This window comes from Leifsonia sp. GW821-FHT13C05 (genome assembly GCF_058806515.1).
This window is the reverse complement of record NZ_JBXAPT010000002.1, coordinates 220,703-243,101: the sequence shown is the minus strand read 5'-3', so window position 1 is coordinate 243,101 and position 22,399 is coordinate 220,703. Positions and strand designations below refer to the sequence as shown.

Here is a 22,399-nt window from a genome sequence, read left to right as displayed (position 1 = left end):
CGCGACAGTTGCTGGTATTTCGTCTGTCTGGGGGTGTCAGTCGCGGGATGCGGGCAGGTCGCCGGGGGCGGAGGCGGCCGTGGGGGTGGTGCCGTCCTCCTCGGGGAGGGTGGGGCCGCCGCCCGCGGCCGCGCCGCCCGCGCCGCCCGCGGCCGGCGCACTCGCCTCGCCGAGCGCGCGCGTGCGCGAGCCGGCGGCGAGCACCAGCACGCCCGCGACCGCCGCGCCGACCGCGAAGGCGGTGGTCGTGCCCGCGTGGTCGACGAGCACGCCCGCCACCGCCGCCCCCACCGCGACGCCGAAGTTCACGGCGGTGTTGGTCCAGGTGGTCGCCTCGGTGCGCACGTGTTCGGCGGTGAGCGCGTCGGCGAGCAGGTACGCCGTGATGACCGTCGGAGCGAGGAACAGGCCGAGGCCGAACAGGATGACGCCGAGCGTGATCTGGTCGGGCGCGAGGGCGGCGATGGCGCTGACCGCGACGAACGCGATGCTCAGCACGGTGAGCCGGATCGCCAGCGCAGGCTTCCAGGCGCGGTGGCCGTAGACCAGCCCGCCGACCGCGCTCCCCGCCGCCAGCAGGGCGAGCAGGATGCCGGACGCCGCCGCCATCGACCGTTCGGCGGTGAACGCGGGCACGGCCGTCTCGACCGTGCCGATCACCAGGCCAACCCCTGTCAGCGCGACCAGCACCGTCGGGAAGCCGCGCTGCCGCAGCGGGCGTTCGTGCGCGTGCGCGGTCGTCGTCGCCGCGCCCTTCGCGCGCACGTGCCTGTGCAGGCAGAACAGCGCGGTCCCCGCGAACGCCACACCGGCCGTCGTGAAGAGCGCCGTCACCGGCCCGGCGACGAACACGAGCAGCCCGACCAGCAGGGGGCCGGTGGTGAACAGCAGCTCCTCCGCCACCGCATCCAGGCTGTACGCGCGGGGCAGGATGCGCGCATCCGGGGCGATGGACGCCCACATCACACGCATGGTCGACCCGAGCGGCGGCGCGAACACACCGGCGACTGCCGCGAGGACGATCAGCAGCGCGGCCGGGGCGTCGGCCAGGCAGCCGAACGCGGTGGCGACAAGGGATGCGGAGAACAGCACCCCCATCACCAGCAGCGCCCTGGTGGGCCCGAACCGGTCGACGGCCCGCGCGCGGGTGGGGGAGGCGATCACGTTGGTCACGCCGAACGCGCCCGTGGCGGCGCCTGCGGCGGCGAAGGTTCCCGTCGACGCCTGCACGCTGAGCAGCAGCGACAGCGAGACGGTCGCGAACGCGAGCCGCCCGACCAGCGCGGAGCCGAACAGCGCGGCGGCGCCCGGGATGCGGAGGACGTCGGCGTATGACTCGCGGCTCACTGCGCGTCTCCCTGCGCCAGCTCGAATAGCGCCAGCGTCGCCGCCACCCGGTGGGTTCCGGCGGTGCCGCTGGGCTGGGCGGCGTCGGCCAGGACGATGCCCGCCTCCCGCACCAGCGCCTCCACCTTGCGGTACGCGGCGTCGTCGATCGAGAACTCCGCGTCGGTGAAGGTGGAGCGCGTGTCCGGCGCCTGCAGCACGGCACGGCGGGCGAGCTCCGCGCTCATGGCGAGGAACAGTTCGGGGGCTCCGGCCATCCCGAGGCGCTCGCCGCTGGTGGGATCGTGGCGGTAGCGCTTGGCCTTGCCGCCGCGGATCGCGACCTCCTCCACCACGTCGACGAGCCCGGCGTCGTGCAGCCGCCGGAGGTGGTAGCTCACGTTCGCCTGGGTGTCGCCGAGCTCGCGGGCGGCCTCCGCCGCGCTGAGGGCGGCGCCGCCGAGGAGCGAGAGCAGCCGCAGCCGCAGTGGATGCGCGAGAACGCGCAGGTCGCGCAGCTCGCGCGGCGCAGACGGGTGCGTCTGGGTGTTCTGGTCGGTCACCCTGCCAGTCTGGCCACTCGCGCAGCAACTGTCAAACAGTTCTTTGGGAGTCGAGTCGCGCCGCTAGCCTGTCCAGGCAGTCGCTCCACCCCTCCACGTGGTCGGCTGCCGCCTCCTCCGACGCGAAGCCGTCGTGCACGACGGTGATCGTCGTGGCACCCGCCGCGCCATCCGCCGTGCCGCCCTCGCCCGCCGCCGGCACCACCTCCACCAGCGTCACCGCCACGCGCGTCTCCTCCGCCTCCCCGTCCCAGCGCCAGGTCAGCTCCAGCCGCTCCGGCTCCACCGCCCGCAGCACCGTCCCGGATGCGCCCATCGCCGTCGGCGCCGACCGGATGCTCCACGCGCCGCCCTCGCGCGCATCCATCGTCGCCGTCGTGGCGAAGCGGGGCGGCCAGAACCACGAGGCCAGGGCGTCCGCGGAAGTGAACGCCTCCCAGACCAGCGGCCGGTCCGCCGCGACGGTCTTCGTCACGCGCGCGCTGTGCTCGCCCGTCGCGTCGCTCTGCGCACCCGTCGCATCGCTGTGCTCGCCCATGGCATTCCGTCGCTTTCCATGCATTGTTGTGGACAGAGGCACAATCGGCACCCCCGCGATTGGAGCATTCCGCAAACCAGTCGCGGCGCATCCGGCTGCGGTTTGTAGGCCGCGCACCGACGACTTCGCGAACGGGGATGCTCGTCGTAGCGTGACGATATCCCGCACGAGAGCGAAGAGGAACCCTGATGGTCGATACCGCCGAGCGCACGACTCCGTCCGCGAAGAAGCCGACCGCCCCGGTGGCGGACCCCCGATCGGCAACCACTCCGCCCGGCGATCCGTCCGCGCGTGTCGACGTCGAGGCGCTCGGGCGTCAGCTGCTCGGCGACTGGGCCGAGATCCGGCTGGCGTCCCGCGAGCTGTCCGGCCGTCCGGAGATGCAGAAGGTCGAGGGGCTCAGCCTCAACGACCAGCGCGCCCGCACCTTCGAGCAGCTGAAGCTGCTGGTCGAGAACGGCCAGGTGCACCGCGCGTTCCCGAAGAGCGTCGGGGGCGGGGACGACAATGGCGGCAACATCGCCGGCTTCGAGGAGCTGGTGGTCGCCGACCCGTCTCTGCAGATCAAGTCCGGCGTGCAGTGGGGGCTGTTCGGCGCCGCCGTGCTGCAGCTCGGCACCGCCCAGCACCACGAGAAGTACCTGCCGGGGATCATGTCGCTGGATGTGCCTGGCGCGTTCGCGATGACGGAGACCGGGCACGGCTCCGACGTCGCCAGCGTCGCCACCACGGCCACCTACGACGAGGAGACCCAGGAGTTCGTCATCGACACCCCCTTCCGCGGGGCGTGGAAGGACTACCTGGGCAATGCGGCGAAGGACGGCATCGCGGCCGTCGTGTTCGCGCAGCTCATCACCAAGGGCGTCAACCACGGCGTCCACGCCTTCTACGTGCCGATCCGGGATGCGGACGGCGCGTTCCTGCCCGGTGTCGGCGGGGAGGACGACGGCCTCAAGGGCGGTCTGAACGGCATCGACAACGGCCGCCTGCACTTCACCGGCGTCCGCGTCCCGCGCACCGACCTGCTCAACAAGTACGGCGACGTGGCGGAGGACGGGACGTACTCGTCGCCGATCAGCAGCCCGGGCCGCCGCTTCTTCACCATGCTCGGGACGCTCGTGCAGGGTCGCGTCTCGCTCGACGGCTCCGCTGTCAACGCCGCGAAGGTCGCGCTGAAGATCGCGATCACCTACGGCAACGAGCGCCGCCAGTTCACCGCGGGAAGCGACACGGATGAAGAGGTCATCCTCGACTACCAGCGCCACCAGCGCCGCCTGCTGCCGCTGCTCGCGACCACATACGCGGCCGGGTTCGCGCACGAGGTGTTCCTGCACAAGTTCGACGACGTGTTCAGCGGGCGCGCGGACAGCGACACCGACCGCCAGGACCTCGAGACCATCGCGGCGGCCCTCAAGCCGCTGTCCACCTGGCACGCGCTCGACACGCTGCAGGAGGCGCGGGAGGCGTGCGGGGGCTCCGGCTTCCTCACCGAGAACCGGCTCACCTCCCTGCGCCAGGACCTCGACATCTACGTGACCTTCGAGGGCGACAACAACGTGCTGCTGCAGCTCGTCGCCAAGCGTCTGCTCACGGACTTCTCGCGCAAGTTCGCCAAGGCGGACACCGGCGCGCTCGCCCGCTACGTCGTCACGCAGGCGGCGGGCAAGGCCTACCACGGCTCCGGCCTGCGGTCGGTCGCGCAGACGGTCAAGGACTTCGGATCGACCGCCCGCGCCGTCAACTGGCTGCAGGAGCCCGCCACCCAGCGCGAACTGCTCACCGACAGGGTCGCGACGATGATCGCCGACGTCGCCGGCAAGCTGCGTCCGGCATCCAAGCTGGGCAAGAAGGCGGCGGCCGACCTGTTCAACTCACAGCAGAACGAGCTCATCGAGGCGGCCCGCGCCCACGCGGAACTCCTGCAATGGGAGGCGTTCACCGACGCCCTCGACCAGGCTCCGGATGCGGGGACCCGCCAGGTCCTGACCTGGCTGCGCGACCTGTTCGGCTTCGGGCTGATCGAGAAGCACCTGGCCTGGTACCTCATCCACGGTCGTCTGTCTCCGCAGCGCGCGCAGGCGGTCACGGCGTACATCGACCGGCTGCTCACCCGCCTCCGCCCGCACGCCGTCGACCTGGTGGATGCGTTCGGTTACGGGCCGGAGCACATCCGTGCGAAGATCGCGACCGGCGCAGAGGCGGAGCGCCAGGCGGAGGCCCGCGCCTACTACGCGGACCAGCGCGCCTCCGGCACGGCCCCCACCCCGGAGAAGTCGCCCAAGCGCTAACGGCCGGGAGCGAGGAGCGCGGCTGCCGGCCTACAGCAGCCCGAGGGCGCGAACGGCGTCGCGCTCCTCGCGGAGCTCGGCGACCGAGGCGTCGATGCGGGCGCGGGAGAACGCGTCGATGTCGAGGCCGTCGACGATTCGCCACGCGCCGCCCTCCGAGCGGACGGGGAACGACGAGATCAGGCCGGCCTCCACACCGTACGAGCCGTCCGAGACGACGCCGGCCGACGTCCACCGTGAGCCTGTGCCGTCGACCCAGTCGCGCACGTGGTCGATGGCGGCGCTCGCCGCGGAGGCGGCGCTCGACGATCCGCGCACCGCGATGATCTCCGCCCCGCGCTTCGCGACCCGGGGGATGAACTCGTCCGCCAGCCAGCCCTCGTCGACCAGGTCGGTCACCGGGCGGCCGTTCACGGTGGCGTGGCTGATGTCCGGATACTGGCTGGCCGAGTGGTTGCCCCACACGATCACGCCGTCGATCGCCGACACCGGAACGCCGAGCTTCACCGCGAGCTGGGCGACCGCGCGGTTGTGGTCGAGTCTGGTCATCGCCGTGAACCGGTCCGCCGGCACGTCCGGGGCATGGGCGCCGGCGATCAGCGCGTTCGTGTTCGCCGGGTTGCCGACCACCAGCACGCGGACGTTGGATGCTGCACCCGCGTTGATCGCGGCGCCCTGCGGACCGAAGATGGCGCCGTTCGCCTCGAGCAGGTCCGCGCGTTCCATGCCGGGGCCGCGCGGGCGCGCGCCGACCAGCAGCGCGATGTTGACGCCGTCGAACGCGGCGGTGGCGTCCTCGGTGACGCTGAGGTCGTGCACGAGCGGGAACGCGCCGTCCTGCAGTTCGAGCGCCGTGCCCTCCGCGGCGGCGCGGCCCTGCGGGATCTCCAGCAGCCGCAGGCGCACGGGCACGTCCGGCCCGAGCAGCTGCCCGGACGCGATGCGGAACAGGAGGGCGTAGCCGATCTGCCCTCCCGCCCCGGTGACCGTGACGGTGACGGGGGCTAGGCCGGTGGTGGCGTCTGCGGTGTTCTCGGGGCTCGCGGTGCTCATGCCGCCAGCCTATGACGGGCCACCAACCCGTACTACCGTGGCGGGCATGACCTTCAACCCGAACGCCGACATCAGCGGTGGAAAGACCAAGCGGCGCGGGCGCACGGCCGGGATCGCGGCCGGTGGCGTCGGGCTCGGCGCCGTCGCCATCCTGCTGCTCTCGCAGCTTCTCGGCGTCGACCTCACCGGGTTCGTCGACGGCGGGGCGTCGCAGAGCCAGACGCAGCAGATCGGCACGGGGGAGGAGCTCACCGACTGCCAGACCGGCGCGGACGCCAACGCGCGGATCGACTGCAGGATGAAGGGGGCCGCCGCATCCATCGAGGCGTTCTGGACCACCGAGATGCCCGCGCTCGGCGGCTCGTACACCTCCCCGCAGTTCGTGCTCTTCACCGGCCAGACCGGCACGGGATGCGGCGCTGCGTCGAGCGCGACCGGCCCGTTCTACTGCCCGACCGACCAGACCGTCTACGTCGACACCGCGTTCTACGACGAGCTGCGCACCCGCTTCGGGTCGAGCGGCGGCCCGCTCGCCGAGATGTACGTGGTGGCGCACGAGTGGGGTCACCACATCCAGAACATCGGCGGGATCATGGATGCGCACCCCAGCCGTTCCAGCGGCGCGGCCTCCGACAGCGTGCGGCTGGAGCTGCAGGCCGACTGCTTCGCCGGGGCGTGGGCGGGCGCGGCGTCGACCACGAAGGACGAGAACGGCGTGCCCTTCCTGCAGCCGATCACCGAGGCCCAGATCCAGGATGCGCTCAGCGCGGCCTCCGCCGTCGGAGACGACCGCATCCAGCGCGCATCCACTGGCGACATCCAGCCGGACACCTGGACGCACGGATCGTCCGAGCAGCGGCAGCGCTGGTTCTCCACCGGGTTCCAGAACGGCGCGGCGTCCTGCGACACGTTCTCGGTGCGGGCGGGCTCGCTGTAGCCTCGGGCGTATGCGCACTTTCTACCCCGAAATCGAGCCATACGACTCCGGCCTGCTCGACGTGGGCGACGGCCAGCAGCTCTACTGGGAGACGAGCGGAAACCCGGACGGCAAGCCGGTGGTGTTCCTGCACGGCGGCCCGGGCGGAGGCACGAACCCGAACCAGCGGCGCGCGTTCGACCCGGAGAAGTACCGGATCGTGCTGTTCGACCAGCGGGGCTGCGGCAAAAGCTTGCCGCACGCCAGCGAGCCGGAGGCCGACCTCAGTGCGAACACCACCTGGCATCTCGTGGCCGACATCGAGAAGCTGCGCGAGCACCTCGGCGTGGAACGCTGGATGGTGTTCGGCGGTTCGTGGGGGAGCACGCTCGCGCTCGCGTACGCCGAGACGCACACCGACCGGGTGACCGAGCTGGTGCTGCGCGGCATCTTCACGCTGCGTCCCGCCGAGCTCGACTGGTTCTACGAGGGAGGGGCGGCCGCGCTGTTCCCGGACCTGTGGGAGGGCTTCGTGGAGCCCGTGCCCGTCGCCGAGCGCGGGAGGCTCATCCGGGCGTACAGCAGGCTGCTCAACGATCCGGACCCTGCCGTGCACATCCCGGCGGGTGTCGCGTGGTCGCGGTGGGAGTCGTCGACGATCACCCTGCTTCCCCGGCCGGATGTGGTGGAGAGCTTCACCGAGCAGCAGTACGCCGTGGCGTTCGCGCGCATCGAGAACCACTACTTCATGAACGGCGGCTGGTTCGAGGAGGAGCAGCTGATCAGGAACGCCCACCTGCTCGCGGACATCCCGGCCGTGATCGTGCAGGGCCGGTACGACGTGTGCACCCCGGCGATGACGGCGTGGGATCTGCACCGTGCGTGGCCGGAGGCCGACTTCCGCATGATCCCGGATGCGGGTCACGCCTTCGACGAGCCGGGCATCCTGGATGCGCTGATCGAGGCCACCGACCGGTTCGCCGGGTGAGTGCGATGCAGACCGTTCTGCGCAATGTGCGGCCATGGGGTGGGGAGGCGTCCGACCTCCGGATCGCCGACGGCGTGATCGTCGCCGTCGAGCGGCACAACCCGACGGCGGAGGCCGTGTCCGGCGACCCGGGCACCCGGTTCATCGAGGGCGACGGGCTGCTGGCCCTGCCCGGACTGGTGAACGCGCACGCCCACCTCGACAAGAGCTGGTGGGGCAAGCCGTGGGTGTCGTACGGCGGCGAGGCCACCACGCAGGGGCGCATCGAGCACGAGCGGGCGCACCGGGGCGAGCTGGGCATCCCGAGCGGCGAGAGCACGCTGGCGCTGCTGCGCGCGCTGGTGGAGCAGGGAACGACGGCGTTCCGCTCGCACGTCGACGTTGACCTCGGGGTCGGGCTGGACGGCATCCGGGTGGTGCGGGAGGCTGTCGCGGCGCTCGGCGTGCCGGTGGCGCTGGAGATCGTGGCGTTCCCGCAGGACGGCGTGCTGCGCAGGCCGGGTGTGCTCGACCTGCTCGACCGTGCCGCTGCGGAGGGCGCGGAGCACATCGGCGGCCTCGACCCGGCATCCATCGACCGCGACCCCGTCGGTCAGCTGGACGCGCTGTTCGACATCGCAGACCGGCGCGGCGTCGGCATCGACATCCACCTGCACGACGGCGGCGAGCTCGGCGCGTTCCAGTACGAGCTCATCATCGAGCGCACGCGCGCGACCGGACTCGCCGGGCGGGTGAACGTGGCGCACGGCTTCGCCATCGGCGAGCTGCCGGAGGCGCGGCGGCGGGCGCTCATCGACGGGATGCGCGAGACCGGCGTGTCCATCACCACGGTCGCCCCGATCAACGCGCCCCGCCTGCCGCTCGCCGAGCTGCGCGCGGCCGGCGTGCCCGTCGGGCTCGGCACCGACGGCATCCGGGATCTGTGGGGACCGTACGGGGACGGCGACCTGCTGCGGCTGGCGGCCAGGCTGGCGCAGCTGTCCGGCTTCCGCCGCGACGACGACCTGGTGGATGCGGTGCGCGTCGCCACGAGCGACGCCGCGTCGTTCGTCGGCAGGGCCACCCACGACCTCACGGTCGGCTCGGTCGCCGACGTCGTGCTTCTCGACGCCCAGAACGTGCCGGAGGCGCTCGTCGCCGCGCCGCCCCGCGCGCTCGTCCTCGTCGCGGGCCAGGAGCTCCCCGCCTGACCCAAAAATCGAGTCCGAACTTGTTCACGCCCCGCCTCGGCGTGTCGCGTGAATAAGTTCGGACTCGATTGTTTCGGGGTCAGCCGGCGAGGACCGCGAGGGCTCGGCGGAGCGTGGTGGACGACGTGGTCATCGTGTACGGGAAGTAGACGACCTCGACGCCGACGGCGGCGAACTCGCGTTCGAGGCGCAGGCCCTTCTCCGTGCCGCGCCAGTCGTCGCCCTTGAAGAACACGTCGAACTGCAGTTCGCGCCAGGTGTCGAGCTTGTCCGGCACCGTCTCGGCGACCGCCTCGTCGACGAAGCCGATGTTCCGCACGATCTCGAGCCGCTCGGCGAGCGGAATGACAGGGTCGATGCCTTTGACCTGCCGCAGCATCTCGTCGGACACGACGCCGGCGATCAGGTAGTCGCACTGGCTCTTGGCGTGCTTGAGGATGTTGAGGTGTCCGATGTGGAACAGATCGAACGCCCCTGCTGCATAGCCGACGCGTCGGGTCACGGGCTTCGCCTTCCGGGTTGAGGTTTCCTCACCTATTCTGTCGAATAAGTGAGAATTTGTCACCCCATCCGCGAAACTCGCTCCGTCGAGCTAGTGATGCGTGCTCAGCAGCACCCGCGCGATCCTCCCGGTGAGCGGTTCGATCTGTCCGAGCGATGCCACATACGCCGACCGCCCGCGCCCGTACGGGTCGAGGATGTCCCCCTCCACATACCCGCGCCTGGTCGCCGCCCCGCGGTTCGCGACGGCGGCGCTCGGCCGGTGCGATGCCGCCCACGCCGTCAGTTCCCGCGCGGTGACCGCAGCAGGCTCGGGATGCGCGTCGGCGGCATCCGCGAACTCCGTCAGCGTGAAGGCCCTCCGCACCGCGCCCGGCGCGGCACCCACCGCCCACTCGCGGTGTTCGCGGGTGGCCGTGAGGATGAGGTCGGCGGAGGAGAGCAGCGCGCGATCCGCCTGCCGGGAGACGAACTGGTCGCTCTCGATGCCCCGCTCGGCGAGGAGTTCGTCCATCGGGGAGGAGATGCCCCATCCGGTCATCGCGTGCGTGCCGGCCGAGCTGACGTCGAAGCGCTCGTCGCCGGCGAGGGCGTGCGCGAGGAGCAGATCGGCGGCGGGGGACCGGCAGATGTTCCCCGTGCAGAGCGTCAGGATGCGGAAGGTCGGTGCTGGCACCCCACCATTCTCGCGGACCGCCGCGATGGATGCGCTTACCACGCGACGCAGGGGCCTTCAGGCTGGCAATCCCCTGAGAGCGGTGGCCCTCTAAGTGGGTCTGTGAGAGCGCTTCACCCCTGTGTTTTCCTCAAGAAAACGTTTGTTGGCCAATCTGAATGGCGCGCTATCTCGCGGATCGCGCCACCCGAATGGGGGGTCGCCGATGGTGAGAGCAATCGTGAGACACGCGGTACGCTTATTGATTTATGTTTCGCGCGGGCGTATCCCGTCTGCTAGCGTGCTCAGCAGCATTTCAGTAGTCGTTGGTCTCACCTACTGTTCCATCCCCACAACGACGAAAGTTTGGACAGACGTATTGATGATTCGTCAGCCTGCCCACCGTAATGAAACCCCCAAAAAGAACCGCAGACTCGGATACGGGATCGCCGCCGGCGCTACCGTCGTGGCTGTTGCGGCCTTCGGGCTGCCCGCGCTTGCAGCGACCGCAGCTCCACTGAGCTACCAGGTCGGTCAGCGCATCGTCGCCGACTCCCTCGACCGCACCCAGCCGAACGGCTGGGGTGCAGCCCAGGTCGGCGGCAGCTACTCCCTCAGCAGCAGCAAGTCGTTCTCCGCCGACGGGAAGACGGGCGTCATGGCGCTCCCCCGCCCGGGTTCGTCTCTCACCGCCGCGCTTCCCGCGGTCAGCGCCAACGATGTGACGGCGTCGACCACGATCGACGTGCCGCGCATCCCGACCAGCGGCAACGGCGTGTACGCCGGTCTGCAGCTGCGCCTCGCAGCAGGGTCGTACTACCAGGCCAACGTGCGCGTCGGCGCCGGAGGGAACCTCACGCTCACGATCGTGCGCGTCAACGGTTCCACCGCCAACCAGACGACGGTCGCACCCGAGGTGCGTGTCGCCACCGGCCTGAAGCCCGGCGCCAGCGTTCAGCTCGAGTTCCAGGCGACGGGCACCAACCCGGTCGCTCTCTCGGCACGTGCCTGGCAGAACGGCGCGGCCAAGCCCAACTGGCAGGCCACCGCATCCGACAGCAGCGCTCAGCGCATCCAGCGCGCGGGCAGCATCGCGGCCTGGTCGTACCTGTCCGGTTCCACCGCCGCCCAGAACGTCGCCTTCGACAACCTGAGCGCGAGCACCCTGGTCCCCGTCACCACGACGACCCCGGCTCCCGCCCCGACGAAGCCGCCGACCACGACGCCCGCCCCGGCGCCGACCACTCCGGCCCCGGCTCCGACCACCCCGGCGAAGCCGGTTCCCCCGACGACGCCCACGCAGCCGACCCAGCCCACGCAGCCGGCGCCGTCAGGCGACCCGTCGATCGACACCACCGGGATGCGCGTCGCGGCAGGCGCCGCGGCCATCGGAAGCACGGCGTACGCCGTGCCGGCCAACGCGGTCGTCGTCTCGCCCTCCGGCTCCGACTCCGCGGCGGGCACCGTCGCTGCTCCGTTCCGCACGGTGCAGCGCGCGCTCGACGTGGCACCGTCCGGCGCGACCATCGTGCTCCGCGGTGGCACCTATCACGAGTCGGTGAACGTCCCCTCCGGCAAGGCCATCACCGTGCAGTCGTACCCGAAGGAAGCCGCCTGGTTCGATGGCAGCTCCGTGGTCGGCGGCTGGGCGAAGTCCGGGACGACCTGGGTCGCCTCCGGCTGGAACCACGTCTTCGACGCGAGCCCCACGTACGACCGCGGAGCATCCGACGGCACGGCAGCGGGCTGGCAGTGGCTGAACCCCGCATACCCGATGGCCGCGCATCCCGACCAGCTGTTCGTCGGCGGGGTCGCGCAGACGCAGGTCTCCAGCCGCGCCGCCGTCAAGCCGGGCACGTTCTTCTACGACACGGGAGCCAAGGCACTCGTGATGGGGTCCGACCCGACCGGCAAGGAGGTCCGCGCGAGCGACCTGCAGAAGGCCATCTCGGTCGGCAGCACCGGCTTTACCCTGAAGGGTGTCGGCGTGCGCCGCTACGCCCCGTCCGTCCCTGACATGGGCACGGTCACCGACTACAAGGGCGGCGCGACGTTCGAGAACGTCTCGTTCCTCGACAACGCCACCACCGGTGTGTCGGTCGGCGGTTCCGGCAACACGTTCCGGCAGGTGACGGCGGCCCGCAACGGCCTGCTCGGCATCCACGCGAACAACTCGGACAACCTCAAGCTGACCGGTGTGCTCGCAGCCAACGACAACAGCGAGCACTTCAATACATCGCCCGTCAGCGGCGGCGTGAAGATCACCCGGTCACGCGGGGTCGACGTCCGGTCGAGCGCGTTCCTCAACAACGCCAGCCACGGCCTGTGGTTCGACGAGTCGGTGTACGGGATGACCGTCGCGGGCAACGACTCGCTCAACAACGTCGGAAACGGCATCGTCATCGAGATCTCGGCCACGGCCAACCTCGTCGACAACGTGGTGTCCGGCAACCAGAAGTCCGGCATCAAGCTGAACGACGTGAGCAACGCGCAGGTCTGGAACAACACCATCTCGAACAATGTGCGCAACCTGGACATCACCCAGGACTCGCGCCGCGGGGCGAACGCGTCCGACGCCGGTCACGACCAGCGTCAGGCCTTCCCCGACCCGACGATGACCTGGATCACCGGCCCGATCTCGATCAGCAACAACGTGATCTCCGGTGGCTCGGGCAACTGCCTGCTCTGCGTCGAGGACTACTCGCACCAGTTCTCTGCGGCCCAGATGAAGATCACGGCGGACCACAACCTGTACCGCCGCCCGTCGGCCAACGCGCCGTCGTGGGCAGTGATCTGGTCCCGTGGGGCCGGTGACCCGGCGATCTACCCGACCTTCTCCGCCTTCACCGCGGCGACCGGTCAGGATGCGCACAGTGTGCTCCAGGAGGGTGCGGCGTCCGCGGCACCCACCCAGCTCACCGGCATCGCCGCGGCGCTCACCAGCGTGCCGACCGGTATCCCGGCCGCGCTGGCCTCCCTGGCGGGCAAGCCTGCAGGAAGCGTCCACCTCGGGGCCTGGTAGCCCGGGGCTCCACCCCGCAGCACTCGAGCCCAGGGTTCTTCGCCTCACGACACCGTCGTCAGGTGGGAACCCTGGGCTCGCTGTCGTCGGGGGCGGCTCAGACCGGGGCGGGCACGTCGGCCAGCTCTGCGCGACGGCGGCGCAGATCGCGGGACACGAACCAGAGGTTCGGGATCACCTGGCACAGCAGCACGCTGACCGCGGAGCCGACGATCGGCCCTCCGGCGCCGATCACGCCGATCAGCCACCAGGAGAGGCCGAGGTTCAGCGGGATGCTCGCGAGGATCGGCCAGACCTGGAAGGTGAGGCCGCGCTGGTCGGTCATGTACATCCCGACCGGGTACTTGGCTGCCTGCAGCGCGACGAACACGACGAAGCCGCCGATCAGCCACGGGTCGAGCGTGAGCGCGTCGCCCGCGATGAACTTCGTCAGCCAGGGCGCGAGCACGGCGAGGGCCAGCCCGATGGCGAGGCCGCCCGCGAGGAACCAGATCGTCGGCTTGAGCGGGGACTCGACCCTGCGCTCCGAGCGGGCGCGCGCGTAGATCGGCCAGAGCGCGACGCCGGCCGCGGCGATCGTCTGCACGGCGAGGCCGAACAGCTGGGAGGCGAGGTTGTACTGCGCGAGTTCTGTCCCGGTGGTCAGGTGGCTGAGCAGCAGCCGGTCCGTCTGCATCGCGATCGGCAGCGCCACCATCTGCACGAGCATCGGCCAGGCGACGCCGATGGCAGGCACGCCGGGGTAGCGGCGGGGGAACGGCACCTCGCGCAGCGCGGCTCCGACCTGTGGCTTGATCATCCTGGCCGCCACCAGCAGGCAGATCAGCGACGCCAGCCCGTTGGCGATGTAGGAGAGGATCGCGATGAAGCTCCCCGCGGGCGCTGACAGCGCCACCAGCGTCGCGATGCCGAGGAACATCGCGGGCGCGACCACGGCCTGACTCGCCACCTGGGTGCTCGTCTTGCCCAGCCCGACCAGGATGCGCGAACCGACGCTCAGCGGAAGCACCAGCCCGAACGTGCCGAGGCAGAGCATCGCCGCAAGACTGCCGCCGTCCGGGAGCAGTCCCTGGCCGAGCAGCAGCGGCCACCAGCCGAGCAGTGAGATGACGATGCCGATCCCGATGATCGTGGCGCCGGACAGCAACAGGATGCGGAACGCCGTCGTCAGCGTTCGCCGCACCACGGGGTCGCTGCGCGGGTCGGAGGAGCCGGCGACCGCGTTGATCGCGACGGCGGCGATGCCGAGGTCCGCGAACGGCAGCAGGGCGGGGAGCGCGGCGAGCAGCCCGTATTGGGCGTACGCGTCGGTGCCGAAGTTCTGGATGATGAGGCGGCTGTTGACGATGCCGATGATGCCGGAGACGCCCATCACGAGCACCTTCATGACGGCCGTCGATCCGACCGACTTGAGCATCCCGGTGCCTGCAGCCCTCGCGTGGCTCATCGGGCCACCGGATGCGCGGGGTCGTCGAACAGCAGGCGTCCCGCCGCGATCCGCCCGTCGACGGCGGGCAGTGTGGCGAGGATGTCGGCCTTGGCACGATCGGCGTCGACGGCGGCGGCGATCGCCCCGGCGATGCGCGCGGCGCTCGCGTCGGACGGGAGCACCCTGTGCCGCTTCTCGCGCAGCCAGTCCGCGATGCCGGTCTCGTCGGTCGTCACGATCTCGCAGCCGTGCGCGAGCGCTTCGACGATGGGCAGGCCGACCTGTTCGCGCCAGCCGGGCATCCTGCGCGACGGGAGCACCAGGGCGTGCGCGGTGCGGAGGTGCGCGTGGATCTCGGAGCGGGGAGGGTCGACGTGGAGGGTGATCGTCGGGTCCGCGGCTGCTGCGGCGCGGGCGTCGTCGAGCTGGCTGCCGGTGCCGAGGAGGGTGAGCCGCGCATCCGGCCTGCTCTCCCGGACGAGCGGCCAGGCGGCGAGTACGTCGCTGAAGCCTTTGCGCGCTCCGAAGTTGCCGAGGAAGACGACGCTGTTCCTGTCGCCGTTCGCGGTGTCCGCGTCGTCGACGCAGGGGCACGGGCTCGGCAGCGCCTCGACGGTGGAGTGGCGCCGCGGCTGGGTGCGGAACGACTGCGCGTACAGCCCGTGCGCCCCTGCCGTTCCGAACACCGCGTTGTCGACCCTGCGCCAGACGTACTCGGCCAGGAGGCGCTCGATGCCGCGGCGCACGCGGGTCTTGAAGCGCGGAGGGGTGGTCGCGAACGGGTCGAGGTTCTCGATGGCGTACGTCGCGACGGTCACGCGGCGGCCGCCGACGATGCGGCGGAGGCCGATGGCGAAGAGGGTGACGGCGGTGCGGGGCAGCGCATCCAGGTAGAGCGGCTCGTTGATCTCGAGGTGGGTGATCCTGCTGGTGAGAGCGAGGCGCGCTGCGGCGATGGTGCCGGCCTGGGCGAGCTCGAGGCCGTCCGTGAGGTCTTCGTCGAAGTCGTAGCGTTTGCTGCGGAAGACGATCGCCGCAGGCTCCAGCTCGCGCGCCCGCTCCAGGTGCACGCTGCGCACTTGGTCGTAGAGCCGCACACGGGGGTGCTGCAGGCTGGTTGCGGTGGCCATCTCGTCGAACGTCCTTCGGCCGGCGAGGGTCGGTTCGCTGGCTCTGTCGAACGAGCTTAGGACGAATCCGGATCAATAACGAGCATTTCTCATCAAATGTCCCCTGCTTGTGGGGGGCGCATCCCGGTGGGCCTATTGTGGGTGGCACCATGACAGCCGCAGAGCGAATCGTCGTGCAGCAGTCGTTCCCCGACCCGCGGCCGACCACGAACCCGTACATCATCATGCTGCGCGACAGTCTGCGCTCGACCCCCGACCTGGAACTGCGCACGTTCTCCTGGAAGAAGGCGCTGCTCGGCCGGTACGACGTGTTCCACGCCCACTGGCCGGAGATCCTCGTCGCCGGCCAGAGCAAGCCGAAAGCGCTCGTCCGGCAGGCGCTGTTCGTGCTGCTGATGTGGAAGCTCGCCCTCATGAAGACGCCCATCGTCCGGACCACCCACAACCTCCACCTGCCCACCGGCATCTCCCGCCGCGAGCACGCCCTGCTGCGCTGGTTCGACGACAGGACCACCCTGCGCATCCGGCTGAACCCGACCACCGAGTTCGCGCCGGGCGTCGAGTACGCGACCATCCTGCACGGCCACTATCGAGACTGGTTCGCCGCATATGCGAAGAGCTCCCCGCAGCAGGGACGGGTCGGCTACTTCGGGCTGATCCGCCGCTACAAGGGCGTCGAAGAGCTGCTGGATGTGTTCGCCGCCGTGCCGGGGGACGACCTCCGGCTCGAGGTCGCAGGCAAGCCGTCGAGCGACGAACTCGCCACCTCCGTCCTCGAGCGCGCGGAGCGCGACCGCCGCGTCGACGTCACCCTGGCATTCCTGCACGACGCCGAGATCGTCGAGCTGGTCTCGCGGGCGGCGCTGATCGCTCTGCCGTACCGCGAGATGCACAACTCCGGAGGCGCCCTCACGGCGCTGTCGCTCGACCGCCCGATCCTCGTGCCGGACAACCCGACGACGGCGGCGCTCGCCGAGGAGGTCGGCCAGGCGTGGGTGCACCGGTACACCGGGGCGCTGACTCCGGATGCGCTGGCCGCCGCCATCGCGGATGTCGCGGAGACGCCGCCGGCGGGCAGACCGGACCTGAGCGCGCGCGACTGGGCGAAGGCGGGCGAGCAGCACGCGGACGCCTACCGTCAGGCGATCGCCCTGGCGGGCAGCAGGGCGGCGAGGCGACGCTCGGTCAGTGCGTGAAGCGGGCCTCGCGCACGAGCCCGCCGCTCGCTGCGACCTCACCGAGTGACCGCAGGCTCAGCCCCTTGTCCGCGTAACCCGCGGCGACGGCCGACACCAGTCGCCCCTTGTCGAGCTCGGGCGCCGGCCCGTCGTCGACCCCGTCGACCGCGTCGGCGAACCCGTCGTGCCCGAGGATGATCGCGCCGCGCTCACCCTGCACGGCGAGCCGCAGCCGTTCCTCGGTCGATGTCGTGCGCCAGTCGGCGAGCGTCGGCCCCCACAGCACGGGGGTCATCCCGGCGGCCCTGGTCGCCCGCCAGATGCGCATGTTCTGCGCGCCGTACGGCGGGCGGAACCAGCGCACGGGGACGCCCGCCGCGTCTTCGAGCTCGGAGCGGCTGTCGCGCATCCTGGAGCGGATGCTGTCCGGCGGGAGGGTGGTGAGGCGCCGGTGGTCCGGGCCGTGGAGGGCGATCTCGTGACCGGCGGCCACCACGTCGCGCAACAGCGCGGGCGCGCGGCGGACGCGGGTGAGCAGCACGAAGAACGTGGCCGTCGCTCCGGCGTCGCCGAGCGCGGCGAGCACCTTCTGCGTGTCGCCGTCGACCGGCCCGTCGTCGAAGGTGAGCGCGACGAGCGGTGCGTCCGTCCGCACCCGCATCACGGAGCCGACCGGCGCGCCGACGCGGCGCACGGCCGTGACGCCGCCGTTGCGCAGCCTGTGCAGCGCGCTCATGCCGCGGCCTCCGTGCGCGCGTACTCCTGGTAGACGCCGCCGAACGCTCCCCAGATCATCCCGAGTCCCCGGTATGCCGCCCGCGAACCGCGGGCCTGATGCCGCAGGGAGCCCGTCACGATCCCGAGCGCGACCCTCAGCACCCCGCCGACGACCCTGGCCGCGCCGCCCGCGACCGCCCACAGGCGCGCGGCGAGCATCCCGCCGGCACCGTCGGCGAGCCGCAGGCGCACCACGGCCGCCGAGTTGCCGTGACTCCACGCGCGCCGCAGCACCCACCGCCTGTTCTGCCGAGCGGGAGGGACGAGGTCGGTGATCACGGACTCGTTGCACCACACCATCCGGAACCCGGCGTGGTGCAGCTGGCGGCTGAACAGGGTGTCCTCTCCGCCGCTCAGACCGAGATCGACGGCGAACCGCACTCCGCTGCTGCGCACCTGATCGAGGTCGAGCAGCAGGTTGCCCGCCGCGGCGACGTCGATGTCCGTCCCCGTCGGCAGCGAACGCCGGGTGAAGAAGTCGCCGGCCTTCAGCCACGGGTCGAGCGGTCGCTCGAACGCCGCGACCACCCTGCCGGCCACGGCGGCGGCCTCCGACGCCTCCCAAACCCGCACCAGCTGGGTCAGCCACCCGGGATGCGGCCGCTCGTCGTCGTCGATGAACGCCAGCAGCCGCGACCCGGACGCCTCGTCGATGGCCCGGTTGCGCACGGCGGCGATCCCGGGGTGCGGCTCGACGACGTACCGCACGCCCTCCACCGCGGACGCCGCCGCCCTGCCGCTTCCCTCCGGGTCGTTGTCGACGGCGAGCACCTCGACGGTGTAATCGCTGTCGTCCTCCGCTTCGAGAGCGCGTCCGTGCGCGACGAGGGCGGGCAGCAGCTCGCGCAGGTCGTCAGGGCGGTGGTATGTGGGCACCGCGATCGTCAGTTTCGGCACAGGGACAACCTATCCACAGTCGGCCGCGTTCGTCTGCCCCGGGCCGGGCAGCACCCCCGTGATAGCATCCGCGGATGGTCGGACAGCTCGCGGTCGTCGTGGTGAACTACGGCTCGTCGTCCCTGCTGCGCGCCAACCTCGTCCCGCTCGCCGACGCCATGCCGGAGGCGCGTTTCGTCGTAGTGGACAACTTCTCCGACGCCGGCGAACGCGCCGCCGTCGTCGCTCTCGGCGCCGAGCGCGGCTGGGTGATCGTCACGCCGGAGGGCAACCTCGGTTTCGGGCTCGGGATGAACGCGGGCGTCGATGCCGCGCGCGCGGCCGGTGCGAGCAGTTTCCTGCTGCTGAACCCGGATGCGACCATCGCGCGGGATGCGGTGGAGACGCTCGCCGCCGCTGTCGCCGCCGAGCCGCTTGCCCTGCTGGCCCCGCGCATCCTGCGGCCGGACGGGTCCGTCTGGTTCGACGGGTCCGACCTGGATCTCGGTGACGGGCGGATCACCGCGACGCGCAAGCGGGCCGTCGCCGACGATCCGCGTCTCGAGCAGTGGCTGTCCGGTGCCTGCCTGATGGTGTCCGCCGAGCTGTGGGATCGCATCGGCGGGTTCGGCGACGGGTACTTCCTGTACTGGGAGGACGTGGAGCTGTCCTATCGGGCGCGCAGGGCGGGGGCGAGCGTCCGGGTGGTGGATGCTGCGGTTGCCGTGCACGCGGAGGGCGGCACCCAGGGCGACGGACTGGAGAGCGCCGGCGCCGCGAAGTCCGAGGGGTATTACTACTTCAACATCCGCAACCGGCTGGTGTTCGCGTCGCGGAATCTGGATGCGGCGACTGTGCGGCGATGGAGGCGGGCGAGCCTGCCGATCGCGTGGGAGGTGCTGCTCCAGGGCGGGCGGCGCCAGTTCGCGCATCCGGTCGCTCCGCTCCGGGCGGCGTTCACCGGTGTCAGGGACGGGTTGCGGGCGTCCCGAAAGAAGTGAGAAACACTCGCCCCCCGAAGAAGGGGGCATTCAATGAGGATTTCTCGGATTAGACTGGCGGGGCAACAGCAGCCCGACGCTGAAGCGATCCTTTCCACCCGTGGTGTGCCCCGACTCGGTCCAGTCGGAGCGCGGACCGTGCCGACGTCGGCGAACCGACGGCCGGAGACGGCCAGACACGACGGGGAGCGGAAATCCGATGGGCGCAGGGGGAAAGCAACTCAGCATCGCACTGGTCGGGACGCGTGGCGTCCCGGCTCGGTACGGCGGGTTCGAGACGTGCGTCGAAGAGGTCGGAAGCCGGCTCGCCGACCGCGGCCACAGCGTCCGGGTCTACTGCCGTCGTGTGGAGACCGCCGACGGCGAAGAGCCGCAGGAGGAGCCGGCGAGCTACAAGGGCATGACCCTCGTGCACCAGGGCGCCATGCGGCGCAGGTCGCTCGAAACCCTCAGCCACACCGGACTCTCGGTCGGCCACCTGCTCACCCATCGGACAGACGCCGCGATCGTCTTCAACGCGGCCAACTCGCTGTACCTGCCGATGCTGCGTGCCGCGCGCATCCCGGTCGCGACCCACGTCGACGGACTGGAGTGGCAGCGCGCCAAGTGGGGTGCGATGGGCAGGCGGTACTACCGCTTCGCCGAGTCCGCCGCCGTCCGCTGGTCGGATGCGCTGATCGCCGACGCGCAGGGCATCGCCGACTACTACACCACCGAGTTCGCGGCGGGCACGAGGCTGATCGCCTACGGAGCGCCGACCGTCGCGGGAGCCACCCACCGCCTCGGCGAACTGGGCCTCGCACCGCACGGCTATCACCTGGTCGTCGCCCGCTTCGAGCCGGAGAACCACGTCGACACCATCGTGGACGGTTACCGGAGGAGCGACGCGAAGCTGCCGCTCGTCGTCGTCGGCTCCGCGCCGTACGCCGAGGAGTACACCCGCAGGGTGCGCGCCCTCGCGGACGACCGGGTGCGCTTCCTCGGCGGCGTCTGGGACCAGGAGCTGCTCGATCAGCTCTACGCGTCGGCGTACACCTACCTGCACGGCCACTCGGTCGGCGGAACGAACCCGTCGCTGCTCAGGGCCGTCGGGGCCGGCACGCCGACCATCGCATACGACGTCCCGTTCAACAGCGAGGTGCTCGGCGACGCAGGTCTCTACTTCTCCGCCGCCTCGGACCTCTCCGGCACGATCGGGTTCGCGGAGGCGGCCGTCGAGCAGCACGCCGCGCGCAGCACGGCTACCCGCGAGCGCGCGAAGCGCTACGACTGGGATGCGGTCGCCGACGCATACGAAGCACTGTGCAGCGACCTCGTGGAGCGCAGGGCGGTCAAGCCGAAGCGTCCCGTGTTCGGGCAGCGCGTGAACGGGCAGAGCAGACTGGCCTCCGTGGCCGTCCCGGCAGAGCGGACCAGCTGATGAGCGCCGGATCGGCAGAAGCGGCAGCAGCGGGCGCCGCTCGCGAGAGCTACCTCGACGTGGTGCACCGCCTGGCGGCGGCGCAGAAGCCGGCAGCACGGAGCGCGCCGGCGTACTCCCGCTACGTCAACCGGCGCATCGGCCGCTACCTCGCCGCGTGGGCGTACCGCGCAGGACTCACCCCGAACGCTGTCACGGCCATCAGCGCCGTCTGGACGTTCGCGGCCATCGCCATCCTCGTCGTCTTCCCTCCGTCCTGGTGGGCCGGGATCACCGTCGCCGTGCTGCTGCTCGTCGGCTACGCGTTCGACAGCGCTGACGGACAGGTCTCCCGGCTCACCGGACTCAGCAGTCCGGCGGGCGAATGGCTCGATCACATGGTCGACGCGACCAAGGTGGTCACCATGCCGCTGGCGCTCGCCGTCGGCTTCTGGCTGCACGGCTCCGTGCCGACCTGGTGGCTGCTCATCCCCGTGGCGTTCTCGATCGTCTCGTCCGTGCTGTTCTTCGGCATGATCCTGACCGAGCAGCTCCGCCGGCAGCGCGGGCGTGCATCCATCGCCGCCGACGCCCCTGGGCGCCCGTCGTGGATGCGCGCCATCGCGGTCCTGCCGATGGACTACGGCGTGCTCTGCCTCTCGTTCGTGCTCCTCGGCGCACTGCCGCTGTTCCTGGTGGTGTACACCCTGCTCTTCGCGGCCACGACCGCGTTCCTCCTGCTGGCGGCTGCCAGCTGGTTCCGGGAGCTGCGCGCCCCGGCCAACCCCGACCAGCACCTGGCAACCGACCAACGCCAGAGCACCGAAGAAGGACGATCATGACCGACGCAACAGAGGCCACCAGAGGCCCGGACCACCACGTCCGCAACCGCATCACGCTCATCGTCGTCGGCAGTGTCGCCGTTGCAGCGGTGGCAGCCGGCCTCATCGTCGCCGGCATCCACGGCGCACAGCCGGGCGGCCCAGTGCCGAACGCGCTGCAGCCGGTGGCGACGCAGCAGGCCGCGCCGTCCGACACCCCGGCGACCGGCGGGTCGAGCGGCACAGCGACGCCCGCGCCCGGCGGCACCAAGAGCGAGGCTCCCGCTGCCCGCAGCGACGAGGTCAAATACGGCCAGAAGGTCGCGGAGACGGTGAGCACCAAGCAGCAGGCGAAGACGCCGGCCGGTCTCACCGCCGCCGTCACGAAGCTGGAGGCGTACACCGCTACCGCATCCCGTGCAGGCGAGGTCAGCGGACCGTCGGTGAAGGCGACGATCACGCTCACGAACAACACGGGCGCTGCCGTGCCGCTCACCGCGGTCACGGTCAACGGATACTACGGAGACGACGCGACACCGGCGGCCAGGGTCGACAGCGACAAGGCCACGAAGCCGTTCGGCTCCGAGCTCGCGCCCGGCGCGACGGCGACGGCCACCTACGTCTTCACCGTGCCGGACGACGCGAAGACGGTCACCGTCACCCTCGCCGACGCCGCGGGCGCCAAGCTCGTGGTGTTCACCGGAGCGCGCTGAGCGTCAACCGATCACCAGCAAATTCAGGTCGGAAA

Annotated in this window: 20 protein-coding genes; 10 read left to right on the top strand and 10 right to left on the bottom strand. The window is 71.1% G+C overall.

Going from position 1 to position 22,399, the window contains the following annotated elements; translation table 11 throughout:
- Window positions 1–36: 36 nt before the first annotated feature.
- Genes AC1ROC_RS07710 through AC1ROC_RS07700 form a run of 3 tightly spaced genes read right to left on the bottom strand, consistent with a single transcriptional unit; the run spans window position 37 to window position 2,427 of the window.
- Complete coding sequence (locus AC1ROC_RS07710) at window positions 37–1,347, bottom strand: MFS transporter (RefSeq protein ID WP_492999254.1); 1,311 nt, start codon at window positions 1,345–1,347, stop codon at window positions 37–39.
- Window positions 1,344–1,889: a helix-turn-helix domain-containing protein gene (locus AC1ROC_RS07705; RefSeq protein ID WP_492999252.1), complete on the bottom strand. Its 546-nt coding sequence runs from the start codon at window positions 1,887–1,889 to the stop codon at window positions 1,344–1,346. Before AC1ROC_RS07705 ends, AC1ROC_RS07710 begins: the two co-directional genes overlap by 4 nt.
- Before the next feature lie 31 nt (window positions 1,890–1,920).
- Window positions 1,921–2,427, bottom strand: coding sequence for an SRPBCC family protein (locus tag AC1ROC_RS07700; RefSeq protein ID WP_492999250.1), 507 nt, complete (start codon window positions 2,425–2,427; stop codon window positions 1,921–1,923).
- 188 nt (window positions 2,428–2,615) lie between these two features.
- Between AC1ROC_RS07700 and AC1ROC_RS07695 the strand changes: the two genes are divergently transcribed.
- On the top strand, window positions 2,616–4,715 hold the full coding sequence (locus AC1ROC_RS07695; RefSeq protein WP_492999248.1) for an acyl-CoA dehydrogenase family protein: 2,100 nt from the start codon (window positions 2,616–2,618) through the stop codon (window positions 4,713–4,715).
- A gap of 30 nt (window positions 4,716–4,745) precedes the next feature.
- Here the strand turns inward: AC1ROC_RS07695 and AC1ROC_RS07690 are convergent, their stop codons facing one another.
- Window positions 4,746–5,768 (bottom strand): malate dehydrogenase, encoded by a 1,023-nt coding sequence (locus tag AC1ROC_RS07690; protein ID WP_492999244.1) that lies wholly within the window; start codon window positions 5,766–5,768, stop codon window positions 4,746–4,748.
- Window positions 5,769–5,814: 46 nt separating this feature from the next.
- Between AC1ROC_RS07690 and ypfJ the strand changes: the two genes are divergently transcribed.
- Genes ypfJ through AC1ROC_RS07675 form a run of 3 tightly spaced genes read left to right on the top strand, consistent with a single transcriptional unit; the run spans window position 5,815 to window position 8,862 of the window.
- Window positions 5,815–6,705, top strand: a complete 891-nt coding sequence (ypfJ, locus tag AC1ROC_RS07685; RefSeq protein ID WP_492999243.1) for a KPN_02809 family neutral zinc metallopeptidase — start codon at window positions 5,815–5,817, stop codon at window positions 6,703–6,705.
- 10 nt (window positions 6,706–6,715) lie between these two features.
- Window positions 6,716–7,672 (top strand): prolyl aminopeptidase, encoded by a 957-nt coding sequence (gene pip, locus AC1ROC_RS07680; protein ID WP_085369094.1) that lies wholly within the window; start codon window positions 6,716–6,718, stop codon window positions 7,670–7,672.
- Between the two features lie 5 nt (window positions 7,673–7,677).
- The gene (locus tag AC1ROC_RS07675) at window positions 7,678–8,862 is read left to right on the top strand and encodes an amidohydrolase (RefSeq protein ID WP_492999241.1); all 1,185 of its coding nucleotides are present in this window, start codon (window positions 7,678–7,680) and stop codon (window positions 8,860–8,862) included.
- 79 nt (window positions 8,863–8,941) lie between these two features.
- Here AC1ROC_RS07675 and AC1ROC_RS07670 read toward each other — a convergent pair whose 3' ends face one another.
- Window positions 8,942–9,364, bottom strand: coding sequence for an FAD synthase family protein (locus AC1ROC_RS07670; RefSeq protein WP_085369092.1), 423 nt, complete (start codon window positions 9,362–9,364; stop codon window positions 8,942–8,944).
- 90 nt (window positions 9,365–9,454) lie between these two features.
- Entirely contained in the window at window positions 9,455–10,039 is a 585-nt protein-coding gene (locus AC1ROC_RS07665; protein ID WP_492999238.1) for an arsenate reductase/protein-tyrosine-phosphatase family protein, read from the bottom strand.
- Between the two features lie 445 nt (window positions 10,040–10,484).
- Between AC1ROC_RS07665 and AC1ROC_RS07660 the strand changes: the two genes are divergently transcribed.
- Window positions 10,485–13,040 (top strand): right-handed parallel beta-helix repeat-containing protein, encoded by a 2,556-nt coding sequence (locus AC1ROC_RS07660; RefSeq protein ID WP_492999236.1) that lies wholly within the window; start codon window positions 10,485–10,487, stop codon window positions 13,038–13,040.
- Between the two features lie 97 nt (window positions 13,041–13,137).
- Here the strand turns inward: AC1ROC_RS07660 and AC1ROC_RS07655 are convergent, their stop codons facing one another.
- Entirely contained in the window at window positions 13,138–14,487 is a 1,350-nt protein-coding gene (locus AC1ROC_RS07655; RefSeq protein WP_085369089.1) for an oligosaccharide flippase family protein, read from the bottom strand.
- Entirely contained in the window at window positions 14,484–15,599 is a 1,116-nt protein-coding gene (locus AC1ROC_RS07650) for a glycosyltransferase family 4 protein (RefSeq protein ID WP_247597160.1), read from the bottom strand. Before AC1ROC_RS07650 ends, AC1ROC_RS07655 begins: the two co-directional genes overlap by 4 nt.
- 149 nt (window positions 15,600–15,748) lie before the next feature.
- On the opposite strand from AC1ROC_RS07650, the gene AC1ROC_RS07645 reads away from it, so the two are divergent.
- On the top strand, window positions 15,749–16,795 hold the full coding sequence (locus AC1ROC_RS07645; RefSeq protein WP_492999231.1) for a glycosyltransferase: 1,047 nt from the start codon (window positions 15,749–15,751) through the stop codon (window positions 16,793–16,795).
- Here the strand turns inward: AC1ROC_RS07645 and AC1ROC_RS07640 are convergent.
- Window positions 16,785–17,513: a polysaccharide deacetylase family protein gene (locus AC1ROC_RS07640; RefSeq protein ID WP_492999229.1), complete on the bottom strand. Its 729-nt coding sequence runs from the start codon at window positions 17,511–17,513 to the stop codon at window positions 16,785–16,787. The genes AC1ROC_RS07645 and AC1ROC_RS07640 overlap by 11 nt on opposite strands.
- Window positions 17,510–18,451, bottom strand: coding sequence for a glycosyltransferase family 2 protein (locus AC1ROC_RS07635; protein ID WP_492999228.1), 942 nt, complete (start codon window positions 18,449–18,451; stop codon window positions 17,510–17,512). The genes AC1ROC_RS07640 and AC1ROC_RS07635 overlap by 4 nt, the downstream gene beginning before the upstream one ends.
- A 74-nt stretch (window positions 18,452–18,525) precedes the next feature.
- On the opposite strand from AC1ROC_RS07635, the gene AC1ROC_RS07630 reads away from it, so the two are divergent.
- The 4 genes from AC1ROC_RS07630 to AC1ROC_RS07615 all read left to right on the top strand — a co-directional run bounded on the left by AC1ROC_RS07630 (window position 18,526) and on the right by AC1ROC_RS07615 (window position 22,364).
- Window positions 18,526–19,431 (top strand): glycosyltransferase, encoded by a 906-nt coding sequence (locus AC1ROC_RS07630; protein WP_492999226.1) that lies wholly within the window; start codon window positions 18,526–18,528, stop codon window positions 19,429–19,431.
- Between the two features lie 199 nt (window positions 19,432–19,630).
- Window positions 19,631–20,851 (top strand): DUF1972 domain-containing protein, encoded by a 1,221-nt coding sequence (locus tag AC1ROC_RS07625; protein ID WP_492999224.1) that lies wholly within the window; start codon window positions 19,631–19,633, stop codon window positions 20,849–20,851.
- Window positions 20,851–21,672: a CDP-alcohol phosphatidyltransferase family protein gene (locus tag AC1ROC_RS07620; protein ID WP_492999223.1), complete on the top strand. Its 822-nt coding sequence runs from the start codon at window positions 20,851–20,853 to the stop codon at window positions 21,670–21,672. The genes AC1ROC_RS07625 and AC1ROC_RS07620 overlap by 1 nt, the downstream gene beginning before the upstream one ends.
- Entirely contained in the window at window positions 21,669–22,364 is a 696-nt protein-coding gene (locus AC1ROC_RS07615) for a DUF4352 domain-containing protein (RefSeq protein ID WP_085369082.1), read from the top strand. Before AC1ROC_RS07620 ends, AC1ROC_RS07615 begins: the two co-directional genes overlap by 4 nt.
- Window positions 22,365–22,399: the final 35 nt, after the last annotated feature.